Raw genomic sequence first — 17,975 nt, forward strand, 5'->3', positions numbered from 1 at the left:
GCGAGTGGACCGCGTACAGATTCCGGTAGTGCCGGCCGCTGGCCGGCAACCCTGCCACATTCGCCAGCCAGCGGCCGGCACTACCTGATGCGGCCGGGGCACCCCGTTACTTGCGGCTGTAATGCGCGACCAGGCGGTCGCCGAGCATCTGCAGCAGCTGCACCAGCACCAGCAGCAGGACCACGGTGACCAGGGCCACGTCGGTGTGCGAACGCTGGTAGCCGTCGCGGAACGCCAGGTCGCCCAGGCCACCGGAACCGATCGCACCGCCCATGGCGGTGAAACCGATCAGGGCCACGGTGGTGACCGTGGCACCGGCGATCAGGCCAGGGCGCGCCTCCGGCAGCAGCACGCGGGTGACCAGCTGCCAGGTGGTGGCGCCCATCGCCTGGGTCGCTTCGATCACGCCGCGGTCAACCTCGCGCAGCGCGGTCTCGACCAGGCGCGCATAGAACGGCGCAGCACCAATGACCAGCGGCACGATTGCGCCGCGCACGCCCAGCGAGGTGCCCATCAGGAACAGGGTGACCGGGATCAGCACGATCATCAGGATGATGAAGGGCACCGAGCGCAGCAGGTTCACCACCAGCGCCAGCACACCATAGGCCAGCGGCCGGCGCTTCATCTGCGGCGCGCCGAACAGGTACAGCAGCACGCCCAGCGGCAGGCCGATGGCCAGGGTCAGCGGCAACGAACCGAGCAGCATCAGCAGGGTGTCGAGGGTGGCCTGGCCGATATCGGCCCACTTGCCCGCATCCAGGTGGCGGAAGAAGCCGCCGGCAGTGGCGATGATCATCGACGCAGTTCCTCAACGTGCACGCCGGCGGCCACGAACGCGGCCTGCGCGGCGGACTGGTCACCGCCCACCAGGGCGACCACCAGCTGGCCATACGGGGTGTCCTTGATCCGATCGATGCGGCCGGACAGGATGTTGTAATCGACGCCGGTCTCGCGCGCGACGCTGCCCAGCAAGGGCTCGTAGGTGTCGCCGCCGAGGAAGGTCAAGCGCACGATGCGGCCACCGACGGCGTCGAAATCACGGTGCAACGCGCCTTCGTCGACATGCTCCGATTCACTGACGAATCGGCGCGTGGTCGGGTGCTGCGGGTGCAGGAACACCCGGGTAACCGGTCCGGTCTCGACCATCTGCCCGGCATCGAGCACGGCGACGCGATCGCAGACGCGACGGATCACGTCCATCTCGTGGGTGATCAGCACGATGGTCAGGCCCAGCTCGCGGTTGATCTTCGACAGCAGCGACAGCACCGAGGCGGTGGTCTGCGGATCGAGCGCACTGGTGGCTTCGTCGCACAGCAGGATCTGCGGGCGCGTCGCCAGCGCGCGGGCAATGCCGACGCGCTGCTTCTGGCCACCGGACAGCTGCGCCGGATACTTCTGCGCATGCGCCTCCAGGCCCACGGTATGCAACAGCTCGGCCACGCGCGCGTCGATCTCCGCCTTCGGCGTGCCGGCCAGCTCCAGCGGGAAGGCGACATTGCCGGCCACCGTGCGCGACGACAGCAGGTTGAAGTGCTGGAAGATCATGCCGATGCGCCGGCGCAACGCGCGCAGGCCGTCGGCGTCCAGTGCGGTGACATCCTCGCCACCGATCAGCAGCCGGCCGCCGCTGGGTTCTTCCAGGCGGTTGATCATGCGGATCAGGGTCGACTTGCCCGCGCCGGAATGGCCGATGATGCCGAAGACCTCACCGGCCTCGATGGTCAGGTCCAGCGGTTGCAGCGCGCTGACTTCGCGGCCGGCAACGGCATAGGATTTGTGCAGGCGCTGGAACTCGATCACGGGCGTGGCTCACCGGCTGGGTGACGGAAGGGGGCGTGCAGCCTACCAGCGCCGGCGCTCACGCGCCCGCGCCATAAGCCGGAATGTTATTCCTTTTGGTTCTAAGCTGCCCGGCCCGGCAGGGCCGGCCGCTGCCCGGCAACTGCCTTACGGGTGGTCCAGCGGCTTCGGCGGCTCCTGCCGGTTCACCCGCTCACGGTGCAGCAGGTACAGGCCGGAAGCGACAATAATCGCCGCGCCCACCCAGGTGTAGCCGTCCGGCAGCTGCCCCCAGAAGGCCAGATCCCAGCCGATCACCCAGACCAGGCCGCTGTACTCCAGCGGCGCGATCATCGAGGCTTCGCCCAGCTGGAAGGCCTTGGTCAGGGCGATCTGGCCCAGTGCCCCGGCCAGGCCCATGCCGGCGATCAGCGGTGCGTGCGCCACCTGCAGCGGCACCCAGCCGGGAAGGGCCAGCAGGCCGGCGCCGACGGCCATGATCACCAGGAACCAGACCACCATCGACTGCGAGGTGTCGGTGCGGGTCAGCAGGCTGACCGTGATCGCCGCCACGGCGTAGGCGGTGGCCGCGGCCAGCACCATCAACCCCGGCACCGAAATGAAGCCGTCCACGCCCGGCCGCAGCACCACCAGCACGCCGACCAGGCCGATGCCGATGGCGACCCAGCGCCGCGGCCCGACCCGCTCACCCAGCAGCGGCACCGACAGTGCCGCGATCAGCAGCGGGGCGACGAAATAGATGGTGTAGGCGGTGGACAGCGGCAGGTCGCGCAGGGCGAACACGAAGCAGCCGATCATCGCCATGCCCAGTGCGCCACGCAGCAGGTGCAGGCCCCAGCGACGTGGCACCAGCGACCGCGGGCCGGCGCTGACCAGCACCCAGACCAGCACGAATGGCAATGAGGCCGCGCCGCGCAGGAAGGTCACTTCCAGGGTCGGATAGCTGGCCGACAGCTGCTTCATGCCAGCGTCCATCAGCGAGAAACAGGCGACTGCCGCGACCATCCAGGCCACCGCGCGCGAGGGGGAGCGTTGCACGTTCATGGCCCATTATCGCCGACCGCGCCGTTCTGTAGAGTCGAGCTTGCTCGACTGCTCTTCACAAAACAGTCGAGCAAGCTCGACTCTACAAAAAGCTGGCAGGTCGGCACGATAGAATGACCCTCACTGAATCCTGCGGAGCCGCGCCCATGCCTTCCTTCGACGTCGTGTCCGAAGTCGACACCCACGAACTGACCAACGCCATCGACCAGGCCAACCGTGAGCTGGCCACCCGCTTCGACTTCAAGGGCGTGGACGCGAAGTTCGAACGCGATGGCGATGTCATCAACCAGACCGCGCCGACCGAATTCCAGCTCAAGCAGATGAACGACATCCTGCGCGCCCGCCTGGCCGCGCGCGGCATCGACGTGCTCAGCCTGGAATTCGGCGACATCGAGACCAACCTGGCCCAGGCCCGGCAGAAGATCACCGTCAAGCAGGGCATCGAGCAGAAGATCGCCAAGAAGATCGCCGCTGCACTGAAGGACGCCAAGCTGAAGGTGGAAAGCCAGATCAACGGCGACAAGCTGCGCGTGCAGGGCAAGAAGCGCGATGACCTGCAGGACGCCATTGCCGTGCTCAAGGCCGGCAAGTTCGAGCTGCCGCTGCAGTTCAACAACTTCCGCGACTGAGGCCTGCGCCGGGCATCGCCCGGCGTTGCAGCCAGCGGGTACGACGGCGCGTTGCCGGCGACGCGCCTACAATGGCGGCCCCGCCAGCCGACGTGCCCGCCATGACCGATTCCCAGCTGCCCACCGATGACCCGATCGCCGCCACCCGCCTGTGGCTGGAGCGCATCGTCATCGGCCTGAACCTGTGCCCGTTCGCCAAGGCGGTGTACGTGAAGGACCAGGTCCGCATCGTGCTGAGCGACGCCACCACGCCCGAGGCGCTGGTCGAACAACTGGCCGAAGAGCTGGTGCTGCTGCGCGATACCCCGGCCGAGCAGATCGACACCACGCTGATCGTGCACCCGCAGGTACTGACCGACTTCCTCGACTACAACGACTTCCTCGACAACGCCGACGCCGCGATCGAGGCGCTGGACCTGCAGGGCATCCTGCAGGTGGCCAGCTTCCACCCGGACTATCAGTTCGACGGCGTGGCCGCCGACGACGCCAGCAACTACACCAACCGGGCGCCCTTCCCCACCCTGCACCTGCTGCGCGAAGACAGCGTGGCGCGCGCGGTGGATGTCTATCCGGACCCGGACGTGATCGTCGAGCGCAACATCCAGACCCTGGACCGCATCGGCGTGGACGGCTGGCATCGCCGCCTGCGCGGCGAAGACCTGTCATGAGCACGGTGCCACCGATCGCGGCGTGGCCGGTGGCACCGCTGCAGGACAAGGTGGTGCTGGTCACCGGCGGCGCCAACGGCATCGGCCGTGGCATCGCCCAGGCCGTACTCGGCGCCGGGGCACGCGTGATGATCGGCGATCTGGACGTGGAAGCCGGCCAGGCCTGCCTGGACGAATGGCAACGCGGTGAAGATGCCGCGTTCCAGCGCCTGGACATCGCCGACGAAGCCAGCGTGCGCGACTTCATCGCGGTGGCCCTGCAGCGGTTCGGCCGTATCGACGGACTGGTCAACAACGCCGGCATCGCTGGCCCGCATGGCACATTGCTGCAGGACATGGCGTGGGAGGAATGGCAGCGCCGCCTGTCGTCACTGCACGGCGCCTTCCTGTGCAGCAAGCACGCACTGCCGGCACTCTCGGCCCGCACTGAGGGCGCGATCATCAACATCGCCTCGACCCGCGCCTGGCAGTCTGAAGCGCACAGCGAGGCCTATGCGGCGGCCAAGGGCGGGCTGGTCGCCTTCACCCACGCGCTGGCGATCAGCAGCGGCCCGGCGGTGCGGGTCAACAGCATCAGCCCCGGCTGGATCGGCACCTCGGCCTGGCAGGCGCCCTCGCGGCGCCACCAACCCGACTACTCGGCCACCGATCACGCCCAGCACCCGGTCGGCCGTGTCGGCCACCCCGAGGACATCGGCGCGCTGGCGGTGTACCTGCTGTCGTCGCTGTCCGGCTTCACCACCGGCCAGGACTTCATCGTCGACGGCGGCATGACCCGGAAGATGATCTACGCCGAATAGAGCACCGCTCTCCGGTGGGTGCGGACCTTGGTCCGCACTTTTTCAGGAAAGTGCCAACCAGGGTTGGCACCTACCACAACGGTTTACGCCATGCCCGAATGGCGCAGCAGCGCGTCGATCTGCGGTGCGCGGCCGCGGAAGGCCTTGAAGTTCTCCGCAGCCGGACGGCTGCCACCGCGCGACAGGATTTCATCGCGGAAGCGCGCACCGGTTTCAGCCAGTGCCTGCGGTGCTTCCTCGAACGCGGCATAGGCATCGGCGCTGAGCACCTCGGCCCACTTGTAGCTGTAGTAGCCCGCCGCATAGCCACCGGCGAAAATGTGGCTGAACTGGTGCGGGAAGCGGTTCCAGACCGGCGGATGGTTCACCGCCACGTCCGCGCGTACGCGGTCCAGCAGTGCCAGCACGCTGTCCTGCGCCGGTTCGAACTGGCTGTGCAGCAGCATGTCGAACAGGCCGAATTCCAGCTGGCGCACGGTGGCCATGCCGCTGTGGAAATTGCGCGCGGCCAGCATGCGCTCGTACAGCGCGCGCGGCAGAGGTTCGCCGCTTTCGACGTGCGCGGTCATGCCCTGCAGGTGGTCCCACTCCCAGCAGAAGTTCTCCATGAACTGGCTGGGCAGTTCCACCGCATCCCATTCCACGCCATTGATGCCGGCCACGCCCAGTTCGCCGATGCGGGTCAGCAGCTGGTGCAGGCCATGGCCCATTTCATGGAACAGCGTGGTCACTTCGTTGTGGCTGAAGGTGGCCGGCTTGCCGTTGGCGCCGCGGCCGAAGTTGCACACCAGGTAGACCAGCGGCGTCTGCACGCTGCCGTCGGCACGCACGCGGCGGTTGCGGCAATCATCCATCCACGCACCGCCGCGCTTGCCTTCGCGCGCATACAGGTCCAGGTAGAACTGGCCGACCAGCGCGTCCTGCGCATCGACCAGGCGGAAGAACCGCACATCCTCATGCCACACCGGCGCACTGTCTTCCTGCACGCGCAGGCCATACAGCTGCTCGATCACCGAGAACAGGCCGCCCAGTACCTTCGGTTCGGTGAAGTACTGCTTCACGTCCTGCTCGGAATAGCTGTAGCGCGCCTGCTTCAGGCGATCGGCGGCGAACGCCAGGTCCCAGGCCTGCAGGCTGTCGATGCCCAGCTGTTCACGCGCGAACTGCTCCAGCTCGGCGCGATCCTTGGCCGCGAACGGCTTGGCACGCGCGGCCAGGTCGCGCAGGAAACCCAGCACCTCGGCCGGGTCCTGCGCCATCTTGGTCGCCACCGAATAATCGCCATACGAACCGAAGCCGAGCAGCGCGGCCAGCTCCGTACGCAGGGCCAGGATGCGGTCGATGTTGCCGCTGTTGTCCAGCGCGTCGTCGCCGAATTCGGACGCGCGCTGCGCACTGGCCCGGTACAGGATCTCGCGCAGGTCACGGTCTTCGGCCCAGGTCTGCACCGGCAGGTAGCACGGCATCTGCAGGGTCAGCTTCCAGCCCTGCTTGCCGTCCTTTTCCGCCGCAGCGTGCGCGGCGGCCTTCACGTCCCCCGGCAGGCCGGCCAGGCGCGCTTCATCCTCGATGATCAGCGACCACGCATCGGTGGCGTCGAGCACGTTCTGCGAGAACTTCGCCGACAGTGCCGACAGTTCCTCCTTGATCTCTGCGAAGCGCTGCTGCGCCTCGGGCGCCAGCTCGGCACCGCCCAGGCGGAAATCACGCAGGGTGTTGTCCAGCACCTTGCGCCGGGCCTCGTCGAAACCTGCGGCCTCCGGGCTGGCGGCCAGCGCCTGGTACTGGCGGTACAGCGCCAGGTTCTGGCCCAGCGCGCTGGCGAAGCGGGTCACCCGCGGCAGGTTGCTGTTGTACGCCTCACGCAGTTCCGGGGTGTTGACCACGCCCTGCAGGTGGCCGACCAGGCCCCAGGCGCGCCACAGACGCTCGGTGGCGTCGTCCAGCGGGGCGACGAAGCTCTCCCAGCGCACCGGCTGCACCTGCTCGGCGGCGCTGACGGCCGCTTCGGCCTCGGCCAGCAGCACATCCAGCGCCGGCGCCACGTGCTCGGGGCGGATCGCCTCGAAGCGCGGCAGGCCGGAAAAATCGAGCAGGGGGTTGGCAGCGGTCACGGCAGATCTCCAGGGTACGGGCCCGGCAGGCGGGCAGCCTGGTACATATGGCGCTGGAGGGCGTGGCTGACAAGGGGGTGACACCTGGCATTCACGTCGGCCTTACGGTCGCGGTTCGAAGCTTTGGTTGCGGGGGAGTCCGCAGCGGTACGTACCGAACGAGGCCCTACATGGAAGGTCTGGCTGCAGTTGCATCCGCCCCAGCGGCGCGGTCACTGGCGTTGTCTGCCAGCCCGGCCGAACTGACCTGGATCGCCGCACTGTGCGATGCCGGCGACGACGCCCCGCGCCACCTGCAGCAGCTGCAGGCGGTGCTGCAGCAGGGCGGCACGTTCAATGACGCCCAGGAGTGGTACCCGTTCGAAGTGATCGAGCGCGGCGCCAGCCAGCTGCAGCTGGGCCATGAACGCGAGTTCGTGATCTGCGTGCTGCTGTGGCTGCAGGCCCTGGCCCAGGGCCGCGCCAGCACGCTGGACCCCAGCCTGCACCTGGATGATCGCGCGATGGACATCGAGGCGCTGCCCGATGCCTTGCGTGACGCGGTGCTGGATGCGTTCACCGCGGCGGGGTACTGAGGGCGGGGTACTGAGTATGTAGCGTCGAGCCATGCTCGACGGCTCTTTCCCGGAGTCGAGCATGGCTCGACGCTACGCAGGCGCTACAGCGCTTCCAGGCTGCTCCACGGCAGTTCCGGCAAGCCCTGTCCGGCCACCGCTGCCGCCAGCTGCGCATCGGCGCGCTCGACATCGATCCCCTGCCGCACGTACCACGTGGGGTCGTAATAGCTCTGCGCGTAACGCTCGCCGCTGTCGCACAGGATGCTGACGATGCTGCCGTGGTGGCCAGCCTCGCGCATCCACTGCGCGGCCTGCAGTACGCCGATGAAGTTGGTGCCGGTGGAACCACCGACGCGGCGGCCGAGCTGGCGGCTGACATGGCGCATCGCGGCCAGGCTCAGCGCGTCGGGCACCTTCACCATCGCGTCGACGCTGGTCGGGATGAAACTCGGCTCCACCCGCGGCCGGCCGATGCCTTCCACGCGCGAACCGCCGCTGCAGGTCAGGCCTCGCCAGTCCGGCTCACCGGCCACGGCAGCCTTGTAGCCATCGAAGAACACCGACACTTCCGGGTCCGCGCACAGGATGCGGGTGTCGTGCCGGCGATAGCTGACATAGCGGCCCAGCGTCGCGGCGGTACCACCGGTACCGGGGCTGCACACGATCCATTCCGGGATCGGGCTGGGTTCCTCGGCCATCTGCTTGAAGATGGATTCGGCGATGTTGTTGTTGGCACGCCAGTCGGTGGCGCGCTCGGCGTAGGTGAACTGATCCATGAAGTGGCCGCCGGTTTCGCGGGCCAGTTTTTCCGAATCGCAGTTGAGGTCGCAGGCGCGCTCGACCAGGTGGCAGCGGCCACCATGGAATTCGATCGCCGCGATCTTCTCCGGCGAGGTGGTGGCCGGGATCACCGCGATGAACGGCAGCCCGAGCAGGCGCGCGAAATAGGCTTCGGACACCGCGGTCGAGCCGCTGGAGGCCTCGATCACCGGCCGGCCCTCGCGCAGCCAGCCATTGGCCAGCGCATACAGGAACAGCGAGCGGGCCAACCGGTGCTTCAGGCTGCCGGTAGGATGGCTCGATTCATCCTTCAGGTACAGGTCGATGCCCTCGAACCCGGGCAGCGCCAGCGGGATCAGGTGGGTATCGGCCGAACGGTTGAAATCGGCTTCGATCTTGCGGATGGCGGCAGCCACCCATTCACGCTGCGACATGGCGGGCCATCGGTGTCAGGACGGAACGGTGCGATCCGGCCATTGTACGTCGCAGTGCGGTCAGGTGCTGCTCGCTAGAATGGGGACATCCGGCCGGCAACGGCCCTGTCTGAAGGATCTCCCCCATGACCATTCCCGCCCTGCGCGATGTCCCCGGCGTCGCCGCCCAGGCCCCGGCCGAGACCACCGGCTTCGTGTTCAACCACACCATGCTGCGGGTGAAGGACATCACCGCCTCGCTGGACTTCTACACCCGCGTGCTCGGCTACCAGCTGATCGACAAGCGCGACTTCCCGGAGGCCCAGTTCAGCCTGTACTTCCTGGCCTACGTGCCGGCCGGCGCCGTGGTGCCGGAAGACGACGCCCAGCGCCGCCTGTGGATGGCCGGCCTGCCGGGCGTGCTGGAACTGACCCACAACCATGGCACCGAGGCCCAGGACGGCACGGTCTACCACGATGGCAACAGCGACCCGCGCGGTTTCGGCCACATCTGCGTGTCGGTGCCGGACATCGAAGCCGCCTGCCAGCGCTTCGAGGACCTCGGCGTGACCTTCCAGAAGCGCCTGACCGACGGCCGCATGAAGAACCTGGCCTTCATCAAGGACCCGGACGGCTACTGGGTCGAGATCATCGCCAACTGACCCGAAAAGGGGACGGAGGGGATTAAGTCGTTTCTGGCACTATTGGGCTGAAAGCGACTTAATTCCCTCCGTCCCCTTTTTTGTGAGGTTGGTATGGAAACGATGGAACTGCACCGCGGCCGTTTGATCGACCATCTGCAGCTTGTGGTGCGTGACCTGGCCGCCAGCCGCCGCTTCTACCAGGCGGTGTTCGATACGATCGGCATCCCGATCGCCGGCGAAGGCGATGATTACTTCTGGGCCGATGAGTTGTTCGTTTCCAGCGCCAGCAGCGAGGCCGCCGCTGGCCAGCTGACCGGACGCCACCACCTGGCGTTCCAGGCCCGCGACAGCGCCACCGTCGATGCCTTCCACAGCGCCGCGATCGCCGCTGGCGGTACCGACAATGGCGCGCCGGGCGAACGCCCCTACCATCCGGGCTACTACGGCGCCTTCGTGCTCGATCCGGACGGCAACAACATCGAAGTGGTCTATCACGGTCCGGCCCGCTACAGCGCCGACTCGGTGAAGGTCACTTTCTGATTTCACCGATGCCGTGAACGAAGAAGCCGGGCAATGCCCGGCTTCTCTGCTTCCAGCGCTGCAGCCCTCAGTGAGCGGCCATGTAGATGTCCTGAAGCACGGCCTTTTCCAGCTCGAGCTCGCCCAGCAGGTTCTTCACGATGTCGCCCAGGCTGAGGATGCCGACCAGGCGGGTGCCTTCGGTGACCATCAGATGACGGCGCCGCGAGTACGTCATCAATGACATGGCCTGTTTCAGCGTAGCCTCCGGCGAGATACCTTCCAGGCCGGTGGTCGGCACGCTGGAAATCACCCGGCGGCCGGCCTGCGGGCCGTCATCGGCCAGGGTACGCACGATGTCCTTTTCGGAAATGATGCCGACCGGGGCATCGTCCTTCATCACCACCAGCGCAGCGATCTTGTTCGCGCTCATCTTGTGGGCAGCGGCACCGATGGTGTCTTCGGCGTCGATGGTGATGACAGCTTCTTTCTTGGATTGCAGGAGTTCGCGGACGTTCATTCTTGTTTCCTGGTGCAGGTCACTGAAGTCAAAAAAGTGTGCTCTTCCGATACGCCCCCTCCCCGGGAACAGACCTTTCAGCGCACGTCTGGCGCACGTGCCTGCCCTGGGAGATGCATCGGCAGGCGACGTACTGCAACGCGAACGAGGTGGGTTCAACCGCGCAACCCATGCCTCGGTCAAATCGATTCTACGACTGCGACCATCGGTCACTACCGGCATCGATAGGACAGTTCGTCGTGGGAACCAACTGACGATCCAGAGAATGGCACCGCGGCTGAAACCGCCGCTGAATACAGGCGGCATTGCGCATTAAAGATTGATTGCGGCCTGCCGACGGCGGACAGAACGGCCGGCGGCTGTCCCACTTGATGCGGTTATCGGCGCAAACGAAAGGGGGCCACATGGGCCCCCTTCGCGTACCGCTTCCAGGTCCACCAGCCGGCGTTACTCCACCGTCACGCTCTTGGCCAGGTTGCGTGGCTTGTCCACGTCGGTGCCGCGCGCCAGCGCGGTGTGGTAGGCCAGCAGCTGCACCGGAATGGTGTGCACGATCGGGCTGAGCACGCCGGCATGACGCGGCGTGCGGATCACGTGCACGCCTTCGGACTCGTTGAAGTTGCTGTCCTGGTCGGCGAACACGAACAGCTCGCCACCACGGGCGCGCACTTCCTGCATGTTCGACTTCACCTTCTCCAGCAGGCTGTCGTTGGGGGCGATCACCACCACCGGCATGTCCTCGTCCACCAGCGCCAGCGGGCCGTGCTTCAGCTCGCCCGCCGGATAGGCTTCGGCATGGATGTAGGAGATTTCCTTGAGCTTGAGCGAGCCTTCCAGCGCGATCGGGTAGTGCAGGCCGCGGCCCAGGAACAGCGCGCTGCTCTTGCGCGCGAAACGCTCGGCCCATGCCGCGATCTGCGGCTCCATGTTCAGTGCGTGCTGCACGCTGCCCGGCAGGAAGCGCAGCTGCTCCAGGTAGTCCGCTTCCTGCGCCGCGTCGATGCGGCCACGCAGCTTGCCCAGCACCACGGTCAACTGGAACAGCGCAGCCAGCTGGGTGGTGAAGGCCTTGGTCGAGGCCACGCCGATCTCGGCACCGGCGCGGGTGTAGCAGACCAGCTCGCTGGCGCGCGGGATCGCACTTTCCGGCACGTTGCAGATCGACAGCGTGTGCTTGTGGCCGAGCGACTTGGCGTACTTCAGCGCTTCCATCGTATCCAGCGTTTCGCCGGACTGGGAGATGGTGACGATCAGGTGCTTCGGGTTCGCATAGGCGGCGCGGTAGCGGTACTCGCTGGCGATCTCCACGCTGCACGGCAGGCCGGCGATGGCTTCGATCCAGTAGCGTGCGGTCAGGCCGGCGTAGTAGCTGGTACCGCAGGCGATGATCTGCACGCCTTCGATGCCCGACAGCACCGCTTCGGCGTTCTTGCCGAACAGCTCGGCCGGGAAGCCACCGGCGTCGATTGCCGCCTCGATGGTATCCCCCAGGGCGCGCGGCTGCTCGTGGATTTCCTTCTGCATGAAGTGGCGATACGGGCCCAGCTCCAGCGATGCCAGCGACACGTCGGACAGATGCACGTCGCGCTCGATCGGCTGATCGTGCTCGTCGAAGACGCGCACACCGTCGCGGCGGATCTCGGCCGTGTCACCCTCTTCCAGGAAAATCACCTTGCGGGTGGCCGAGATCACCGCCGAGACATCGGAGGCAACGAAGTTCTCGCCTTCACCCAGGCCGATCAGCAGCGGGCAGCCCATGCGCGCGCAGACGAAGCGCTCCGGCTCGGCACGGCTGACCACGGCCAGTGCATAGGCACCGGTCAGCTCCTTCACCGTGTGCTGCAGCGCCACCAGCAGATCGTCGCCATCCTTCAGGTGATGATGGATCAGGTGCGCGATGACTTCGGTATCGGTCTGCGACTCGAAGGTGTAGCCGAGCGCGCGCAGCCTTTCGCGCTGCTCTTCGTGGTTCTCGATGATGCCGTTGTGCACCAGCGCCACGCCCTGGCTGATGTGCGGATGCGCGTTGGCCTCGGTGACGCCGCCATGGGTGGCCCAGCGCGTGTGGCCGATGCCCAGCACCGCATTGAAGCCTTCAGCCTCGGCCGCCGTGGCCATTTCCGACACACGGCCGGTACGGCGCACGCGACGCACCTCCGGCCGTTCGCCCTGATCGATCACGGCGATGCCCGAGGAATCGTAACCACGGTACTCAAGGCGCTTGAGGCCCTCGATCAACACCGGCACTACGTCGCGATCAGCGATCGCACCCACGATTCCACACATGTCACGCAATTCCTTGAAGACGATCGGCGCATTCTAGCCTGCGTGTCCGGGTTCCCCCTCCTGTCCGCTTAATGAAAGTGTCCGGAAAGGTGTCCGCGGACACCCGGACATCGCGACGGACCCGACAAGCCATTGATCTGAAACAGAATAAAGTTGGCACGCTACGTGCTTGGTATTGGCTACCACCGCAAGGCACGCATCCGATGATCCGCGACACTTCCGCCCAGGACCAGATCGTTTCCTCCGCACCGGCCAGCGCCACCCGCGCCAACTGGCACCGCTACCGTTGGCCGGCGGCGGGCGCCCTCGTGCTGCTGGCCGGCATCGGCTGGGCCGTGCACGCCTGGTCCAATGCCAGCCGTTCCTACGACAGCAGCCGCGTGCGCATCGCCGAAGTGAAGCGCGGCGACCTGGTGCGTGACATCGCCGCCGACGGCCGGGTGATCGCCGCCAACAGCCCGATCCTGTATGCGATCTCGGCCGGCACCGTGGACCTCAAGGTGGTCGCCGGCGACGTGGTCAAGAAGGGCCAGGAACTGGCGATCATCGACAGCCCGGAACTGCGCAGCAAGCTGGCCCAGGAACAGGCCACCCTGGCCGGCCTGGAAGCCGAGGCCAGCCGCGCAGCGCTGGACGCGACCCTGGCCCGCGCCAAGTCGCGCAAGGAAACCGACCAGGCCACCATCGAACGGCAGGCCGCCGACCGCGACCTGCAGCGCTACCAGCGCGGCTACGACGGCGGCGCGGTGCCGCAGATCGACCTGGCCAAGGCCAAGGACTCGCTGAAGAAGGCCGACATCACCCTGGCCAATGCCACCACCGATGCACGCCTGCAGAGCCAGGGCGCCGACCTGGACGCACGCAACAAGCGGCTGCTGGCCGATCGCCAGAAGGCCGTGGTGGCCGAAGTCCAGCGCCAGGTCGATGCACTGACCCTGCGCGCACCGTTCGATGGCCAGGTCGGCCAGGTGCAGGCGATCCAGTCCACCAACCTGGCCGCCAACGCACCGGTGCTGGGTGTGGTCGACCTGTCCAAGTTCGAAGTCGAGATCAAGGTTCCGGAGAGCTTCGCCCGTGACCTGGCCATCGGCATGCCCGCACAGCTGACCGGCGGCAACGGCCAGCCGTTCCCGGGCGAGATCAGCGCGGTGTCGCCGGAGGTGGTCAATGGCGAGGTCAACGCCCGCGTGCGCTTCGCCAGCGCGCAGCCGGAGGGCCTGCGCCAGAGCCAGCGGATGTCGGTGCGCGTGCTGCTCGATACCCGCAGGAACGTGCTGAAGGTCGAGCGCGGCCCGTTCGTCGAACAGGGCAACGGCATCGCTTACGTGATGGATGGCCGCACCGCCGTGCGCCGTCCGGTGGAACTGGGCGTCAGCAGCCTGGGCGAAGTGGAAATCAAGTCGGGTGTGCAACCGGGCGACCGCATCGTGGTCTCCGGCAGCGACCTGTTCAAGGACGCCGAACGCGTCTCCGTCAACTGATACCTGAACCCTGAATCCTGGAGAGAGGACACCCCATGTACATGCTCGAAATGCGTTCGGTCGCCAAGGTCTTCCGCACCGAACAGGTGGAAACCCACGCACTGCGCTCGCTGGAACTGCAGGTCAAGGAACGCGAGTTCGTCGCCGTCACCGGTCCGTCCGGCTCCGGCAAGACCACCTTCCTCAACATCGCCGGCCTGCTGGAAACCTTCACCAGCGGCACCTACATGCTGGACGGGCAGGACGTGAGCACGCTGGGTGACGATGCCCGCAGCCGCCTGCGCAACCAGAAGATCGGCTTCATCTTCCAGGGCTTCAACCTGATCCCGGACCTCAACCTGTTCGACAACGTCGACGTACCGCTGCGCTATCGGAAGATGAGTGCCAACGAACGCCGCGAGCGCATCGAGAAGGCACTGAGCCAGGTCGGCCTCGGCTCGCGCATGAAGCACTACCCGAATGAACTGTCCGGCGGCCAGCAGCAACGTGCGGCGATCGCGCGCGCCCTGGCCGGCAGCCCACGCCTGCTGCTGGCCGACGAACCGACCGGCAACCTGGATACGCAGATGGCCCGCGGCGTGATGGAGTTGCTGGAAGAGATCAATGCGGCCGGCACCACCATCGTGATGGTCACCCACGATCCGGAACTGGCCGCGCGCGCGCAGCGCAACGTGCACATCGTCGATGGCCAGGTGACCGACCTGGTGCGTGAGCCGGTGCTGGCCACGCCGGTGCGCCACATCGTCGCCGTCAACGATTGAGGGCCCGACCATGTTCGCCTACTACGCCCGACTGGCGGCGCGCAGCTTCCGCCGCAACAAGGTCCTGACCGCGCTGATGGTGGTTGCCATCGCACTCGGCATCGGCGCCTCGATGACCACGCTGACCGTCTTCCACGTACTGTCCGGCGACCCGATTCCCAGCAAGAGCGACCGGCTGTTCTACGTGCAGCTTGATGCCGCGACCGGCGCCTATGTCGCCGGCGAAGAGCCGGAAACCCAGTTGACCCGCTTCGACGGTGAAGCGCTGCTGCGCGAAGCCAAGGGTGAGCGCCAGGCGCTGATGAGCGGCGGCGGCGGCACCATCGAGCCGGACAACAGCACCCTCAAGCCCTTCAGCATCGACACCCGCTGGACCTCGGCCGACTTCTTCCCGATGTTCGAGGTGCCCATGCAGTACGGCCGGCCGTGGACGCGGGAGGACGATGAAGGCCGCGCACGCGTGGTGGTCATCTCCAAGGCGCTCAACGACAAGCTGTACCAGGGCGCCAACAGCGTGGGCCGCGACCTGCGCATGGAAGGCCAGAGCTACCGCATCGTCGGCGTGATGAAGGAATGGAGCCCGGAGCCGCACTTCTATGACCTGACCACCGGCAGCTACGGCAAGAACGAAGACCTGCTGCTGCCGATCTCCACCTCGTTCGACCTGAAGCTCGGCAACAACGGCAACATGAACTGCTTCGGCGAAAATCCCGACGGCAACAGCTACTCGCTCAATGCGCCGTGCGCCTGGCTGCAGTACTGGGTGGAGATCGACCCGGCCAAGGCCGGCGACTACCGCCGCTACCTGGAGAACTATTCGACCCAGCAGCGCGAGGCCGGCCGCTTCAAGCATCCGCCGAACGTGCGCCTGCGCACCGTGATGGAATGGCTGGACTTCAACGGAGCGGTGCCCAGCGACGTGCGCCTGCAGCTGTGGCTGGCACTGGGCTTCCTCGGCGTCTGCCTGGTCAACACGGTGGGCCTGCTGCTGGCCAAGTTCCTGCGCCGCAGCGGTGAGATCGGCGTGCGCCGTGCCCTCGGTGCCAGCCGCGGCCAGATCTTCCTGCAGTGCCTGGTGGAAGCCGGCGCAGTCGGCGTGGTCGGTGGCGTGCTGGGCATCGGCCTGGCCCTGCTCGGCCTGTTCGCGGTGCGCCAGCAGCCGGTGGAGTACGCCAAGCTCGCCCACCTGGACGGCAACATGCTGCTGCTCGCACTGGGCCTGACCCTGTTCGCCAGCCTCGCCGCCGGCTTCCTGCCCGCCTGGCGCGCGATGCAGGTCACCCCGGCCATCCAGCTCAAGTCGCAGTAAGCATCCGAACGAGGACTCCCATGGACATCCGCCCCATCCTCAGCACGCTGCGCCGGCACAAGACCGCCGCTGCCCTGATCGTGCTGGAAGTCGCGCTGACCTGCGCCATCGTCTGCAATGCGCTGTTCCTGGTCAGCCAGCGCGTGGAGAAGATCAGCATGCCCAGCGGCATCGCTGAAAACGAACTGGTGATGCTGCGCGTCAGTGGCATCGGTAAGCAGACCGACGCCCTGGCACGCACCCGCGAAGACCTGGCATCGCTGCGCGCCATCCCCGGCGTCAGCAACGTCACCATCATCAACCAGGTCCCCTTCCGCAACGGCTCCTCCAGCAGCAGCATCTCGCGCGTGATCGACCAGGAACGGCCGACCACCAACGCCTCGATGTACACGCTGTCCGAGAACGGGCTGGCCACGATGGGCATCAACCTGATCGCAGGCCGCGATTTCCTGCCCGACGAGTACCAGAACTTCGAAGACGTCAGCAAGGGCGGCGCCAAGGAAAAGGCCATCCCGATCATCCTCACCCAGGCCACTGCCGCCAAGATGGAGCCCAACGGCAGCGCACTGGGCAAGACCTACTACATGGGCAAGCAGTCGCTGCATGTGATCGGTATCGTCGACACCCTCAGCACGCCCAATGGCTGGAGCGACAACTGGACCAACTCGATGCTGCTGCCGATCCGCTCCACCTTCGACAAGGGTGGCACGTACGTGCTGCGGACTACGCCGGAACGCCGCCAGGAAGTGCTCGACGCCGGTGCCGCCGCACTGGAGCGCAACGATCCCAACCGGCTGATGCGCGACAAGCTGACCTATGAGGACCAGCGCAAGGACTTCTTCAAGAACGACCGCGCGATGGTCGGCCTGCTGATCACCGTCAGCATCTCGCTGCTGGTGGTCACCGCGCTGGGCATCATCGGCCTGGCCAGCTTCTGGGTGCAGCAGCGCAGCAAGCAGATCGGCATCCGCCGCGCACTCGGCGCTACCCGCGGGCAGATCCTGCGCTACTTCCAGACCGAGAACTTCCTGCTGGCCACACTGGGCATCGTGCTGGGCATGCTGGCGGCCTACGCCATCAACCTGGCACTGATGAACCTGTACGAGCTGCCGCGCATGCCGCTGTACTACCTGCCGCTGGGTGCGCTGCTGCTGTGGGTGCTGGGCCAGATCGCGGTGTTCGGACCGGCCCGGCGTGCCGCAGCGGTACCGCCGGCGGTCGCCACGCGGGGCGCGTGAGATGCGCGCCTGCTGGCTGCTGCTGATGCTGCTTCCATCCCTGCCGGCCCTGGCCGGCAGCAGCAGCGCGCAGACGCTGGAGTGGCGCCAGCAGGATGCACGGCTGGCGCTGCGCTCGACCGAAGGCCAGGTGCGGGTGGAAGCCGCTGCCCCCGAAGCCCGCTTCGGCGTGCGCAGTGGCGACCGCATCCTGCGCGTGGACGACAGCGCCGTGCGCAGGATCGAGCATCTGACCGAAGCCCTGCGCCACTCCACGGCTCCCACCGCCTACCTGTTGCTGCGCCGCGACAGACGTGAACTGACCGTGCCAGTGAATGCGGCCGCCTGGCGTCTGGCACTGGTTGCTCCGCCGCCGCCGCCGCCCCCTCCGCCGCGGTAAGCCCGGACCGCACCTGCGGCCACAGGTTTGGCT

18 protein-coding genes are annotated in these 17,975 nt (G+C 66.9%); 11 read left to right on the forward strand and 7 right to left on the reverse strand.

The annotated features are described in order from the left end of the window. Positions 1–106: 106 nt before the first annotated feature. From N440_RS15330 to N440_RS15340, 3 genes are all read right to left on the reverse strand, one after another. The gene (locus N440_RS15330) at positions 107–796 is read right to left on the reverse strand and encodes a methionine ABC transporter permease (protein WP_006471118.1); all 690 of its coding nucleotides are present in this window, start codon (positions 794–796) and stop codon (positions 107–109) included. Next, positions 793–1,800: a methionine ABC transporter ATP-binding protein gene (locus N440_RS15335; RefSeq protein ID WP_133935610.1), complete on the reverse strand. Its 1,008-nt coding sequence runs from the start codon at positions 1,798–1,800 to the stop codon at positions 793–795. The genes N440_RS15330 and N440_RS15335 overlap by 4 nt, the downstream gene beginning before the upstream one ends. Positions 1,801–1,947: 147 nt before the next feature. Beyond that, complete coding sequence (locus N440_RS15340) at positions 1,948–2,844, reverse strand: DMT family transporter (RefSeq protein ID WP_133935611.1); 897 nt, start codon at positions 2,842–2,844, stop codon at positions 1,948–1,950. 146 nt (positions 2,845–2,990) lie between these two features. Here N440_RS15340 and N440_RS15345 point away from each other — a divergent pair, with 146 nt between their 5' ends. The 3 genes from N440_RS15345 (at position 2,991) to N440_RS15355 (ending at position 4,941) form a co-directional block, all read left to right on the forward strand. Continuing rightward, positions 2,991–3,473, forward strand: a complete 483-nt coding sequence (locus N440_RS15345) for a YajQ family cyclic di-GMP-binding protein (RefSeq protein WP_006471121.1) — start codon at positions 2,991–2,993, stop codon at positions 3,471–3,473. Between the two features lie 101 nt (positions 3,474–3,574). Continuing rightward, entirely contained in the window at positions 3,575–4,141 is a 567-nt protein-coding gene (locus tag N440_RS15350; RefSeq protein WP_133935612.1) for a DUF1415 domain-containing protein, read from the forward strand. After that, entirely contained in the window at positions 4,138–4,941 is an 804-nt protein-coding gene (locus tag N440_RS15355; protein ID WP_133935613.1) for an SDR family oxidoreductase, read from the forward strand. The genes N440_RS15350 and N440_RS15355 overlap by 4 nt, the downstream gene beginning before the upstream one ends. 83 nt (positions 4,942–5,024) lie before the next feature. Here N440_RS15355 and N440_RS15360 read toward each other — a convergent pair whose 3' ends face one another. Beyond that, positions 5,025–7,055 carry a M3 family metallopeptidase gene (locus tag N440_RS15360; protein ID WP_133935614.1) on the reverse strand — a complete coding sequence of 677 codons (2,031 nt, stop codon included), beginning with the start codon at positions 7,053–7,055 and terminating at the stop codon, positions 5,025–5,027. A 170-nt stretch (positions 7,056–7,225) separates the two neighbouring features. On the opposite strand from N440_RS15360, the gene N440_RS15365 reads away from it, so the two are divergent. Beyond that, entirely contained in the window at positions 7,226–7,630 is a 405-nt protein-coding gene (locus N440_RS15365; protein ID WP_006471153.1) for a hypothetical protein, read from the forward strand. Positions 7,631–7,713: 83 nt separating this feature from the next. Here the strand turns inward: N440_RS15365 and N440_RS15370 are convergent, their stop codons facing one another. Continuing rightward, the gene (locus N440_RS15370; RefSeq protein ID WP_133935615.1) at positions 7,714–8,826 is read right to left on the reverse strand and encodes a PLP-dependent cysteine synthase family protein; all 1,113 of its coding nucleotides are present in this window, start codon (positions 8,824–8,826) and stop codon (positions 7,714–7,716) included. 125 nt (positions 8,827–8,951) lie between these two features. Here N440_RS15370 and gloA point away from each other — a divergent pair, with 125 nt between their 5' ends. Further along, on the forward strand, positions 8,952–9,467 hold the full coding sequence (gene gloA, locus N440_RS15375) for a lactoylglutathione lyase (protein WP_133935616.1): 516 nt from the start codon (positions 8,952–8,954) through the stop codon (positions 9,465–9,467). Between the two features lie 93 nt (positions 9,468–9,560). Next, on the forward strand, positions 9,561–9,989 hold the full coding sequence (locus tag N440_RS15380; protein ID WP_133935617.1) for a VOC family protein: 429 nt from the start codon (positions 9,561–9,563) through the stop codon (positions 9,987–9,989). 67 nt (positions 9,990–10,056) lie between these two features. Here N440_RS15380 and N440_RS15385 read toward each other — a convergent pair whose 3' ends face one another. Together N440_RS15385 and glmS are read right to left on the reverse strand one after the other, a co-directional pair. Further along, entirely contained in the window at positions 10,057–10,488 is a 432-nt protein-coding gene (locus N440_RS15385; RefSeq protein ID WP_006471195.1) for a CBS domain-containing protein, read from the reverse strand. 447 nt (positions 10,489–10,935) lie between these two features. Continuing rightward, on the reverse strand, positions 10,936–12,774 hold the full coding sequence (glmS, locus tag N440_RS15390) for a glutamine--fructose-6-phosphate transaminase (isomerizing) (RefSeq protein ID WP_133935618.1): 1,839 nt from the start codon (positions 12,772–12,774) through the stop codon (positions 10,936–10,938). Positions 12,775–12,977: 203 nt separating this feature from the next. Here glmS and N440_RS15395 point away from each other — a divergent pair, with 203 nt between their 5' ends. From N440_RS15395 to N440_RS15415, 5 genes are read left to right on the forward strand one after another with little or no spacing between them, the layout of a single operon-like run. Then, complete coding sequence (locus tag N440_RS15395; protein WP_133935619.1) at positions 12,978–14,255, forward strand: efflux RND transporter periplasmic adaptor subunit; 1,278 nt, start codon at positions 12,978–12,980, stop codon at positions 14,253–14,255. A gap of 35 nt (positions 14,256–14,290) precedes the next feature. Continuing rightward, positions 14,291–15,016, forward strand: coding sequence for an ABC transporter ATP-binding protein (locus tag N440_RS15400; RefSeq protein ID WP_133935620.1), 726 nt, complete (start codon positions 14,291–14,293; stop codon positions 15,014–15,016). A 10-nt stretch (positions 15,017–15,026) separates the two neighbouring features. Next, complete coding sequence (locus tag N440_RS15405; RefSeq protein ID WP_133935621.1) at positions 15,027–16,325, forward strand: ABC transporter permease; 1,299 nt, start codon at positions 15,027–15,029, stop codon at positions 16,323–16,325. A gap of 20 nt (positions 16,326–16,345) precedes the next feature. Beyond that, on the forward strand, positions 16,346–17,563 hold the full coding sequence (locus tag N440_RS15410; RefSeq protein ID WP_133935622.1) for an FtsX-like permease family protein: 1,218 nt from the start codon (positions 16,346–16,348) through the stop codon (positions 17,561–17,563). A gap of 1 nt (position 17,564) precedes the next feature. After that, on the forward strand, positions 17,565–17,942 hold the full coding sequence (locus N440_RS15415) for a PDZ domain-containing protein (protein ID WP_049456533.1): 378 nt from the start codon (positions 17,565–17,567) through the stop codon (positions 17,940–17,942). The last annotated feature ends 33 nt before the right edge of the window (positions 17,943–17,975 follow it).

This window comes from Stenotrophomonas sp. CC22-02, assembly GCF_004365115.1.
GTDB classification, from domain to species: Bacteria; Pseudomonadota; Gammaproteobacteria; order Xanthomonadales; family Xanthomonadaceae; genus Stenotrophomonas; species Stenotrophomonas forensis.

Excerpts from the sequence above, each read along its gene's own strand:
- N440_RS15330 (WP_006471118.1), bottom strand. The coding sequence starts at position 796 with ATGATCATCGCCACTGCCGGCGGCTTCTTCCGCCACCTGGATGCGGGC.
- N440_RS15340 (WP_133935611.1), bottom strand. The coding sequence starts at position 2,844 with ATGAACGTGCAACGCTCCCCCTCGCGCGCGGTGGCCTGGATGGTCGCG.
- N440_RS15345 (WP_006471121.1), top strand. The coding sequence starts at position 2,991 with ATGCCTTCCTTCGACGTCGTGTCCGAAGTCGACACCCACGAACTGACC.
- N440_RS15350 (WP_133935612.1), top strand. The coding sequence starts at position 3,575 with ATGACCGATTCCCAGCTGCCCACCGATGACCCGATCGCCGCCACCCGC.
- N440_RS15355 (WP_133935613.1), top strand. The coding sequence starts at position 4,138 with ATGAGCACGGTGCCACCGATCGCGGCGTGGCCGGTGGCACCGCTGCAG.
- N440_RS15365 (WP_006471153.1), top strand. The coding sequence starts at position 7,226 with ATGGAAGGTCTGGCTGCAGTTGCATCCGCCCCAGCGGCGCGGTCACTG.
- N440_RS15370 (WP_133935615.1), bottom strand. The coding sequence starts at position 8,826 with ATGTCGCAGCGTGAATGGGTGGCTGCCGCCATCCGCAAGATCGAAGCC.
- gloA (WP_133935616.1), top strand. The coding sequence starts at position 8,952 with ATGACCATTCCCGCCCTGCGCGATGTCCCCGGCGTCGCCGCCCAGGCC.
- N440_RS15380 (WP_133935617.1), top strand. The coding sequence starts at position 9,561 with ATGGAAACGATGGAACTGCACCGCGGCCGTTTGATCGACCATCTGCAG.
- N440_RS15385 (WP_006471195.1), bottom strand. The coding sequence starts at position 10,488 with ATGAACGTCCGCGAACTCCTGCAATCCAAGAAAGAAGCTGTCATCACC.
- glmS (WP_133935618.1), bottom strand. The coding sequence starts at position 12,774 with ATGTGTGGAATCGTGGGTGCGATCGCTGATCGCGACGTAGTGCCGGTG.
- N440_RS15395 (WP_133935619.1), top strand. The coding sequence starts at position 12,978 with ATGATCCGCGACACTTCCGCCCAGGACCAGATCGTTTCCTCCGCACCG.
- N440_RS15400 (WP_133935620.1), top strand. The coding sequence starts at position 14,291 with ATGTACATGCTCGAAATGCGTTCGGTCGCCAAGGTCTTCCGCACCGAA.
- N440_RS15405 (WP_133935621.1), top strand. The coding sequence starts at position 15,027 with ATGTTCGCCTACTACGCCCGACTGGCGGCGCGCAGCTTCCGCCGCAAC.
- N440_RS15410 (WP_133935622.1), top strand. The coding sequence starts at position 16,346 with ATGGACATCCGCCCCATCCTCAGCACGCTGCGCCGGCACAAGACCGCC.
- N440_RS15415 (WP_049456533.1), top strand. The coding sequence starts at position 17,565 with ATGCGCGCCTGCTGGCTGCTGCTGATGCTGCTTCCATCCCTGCCGGCC.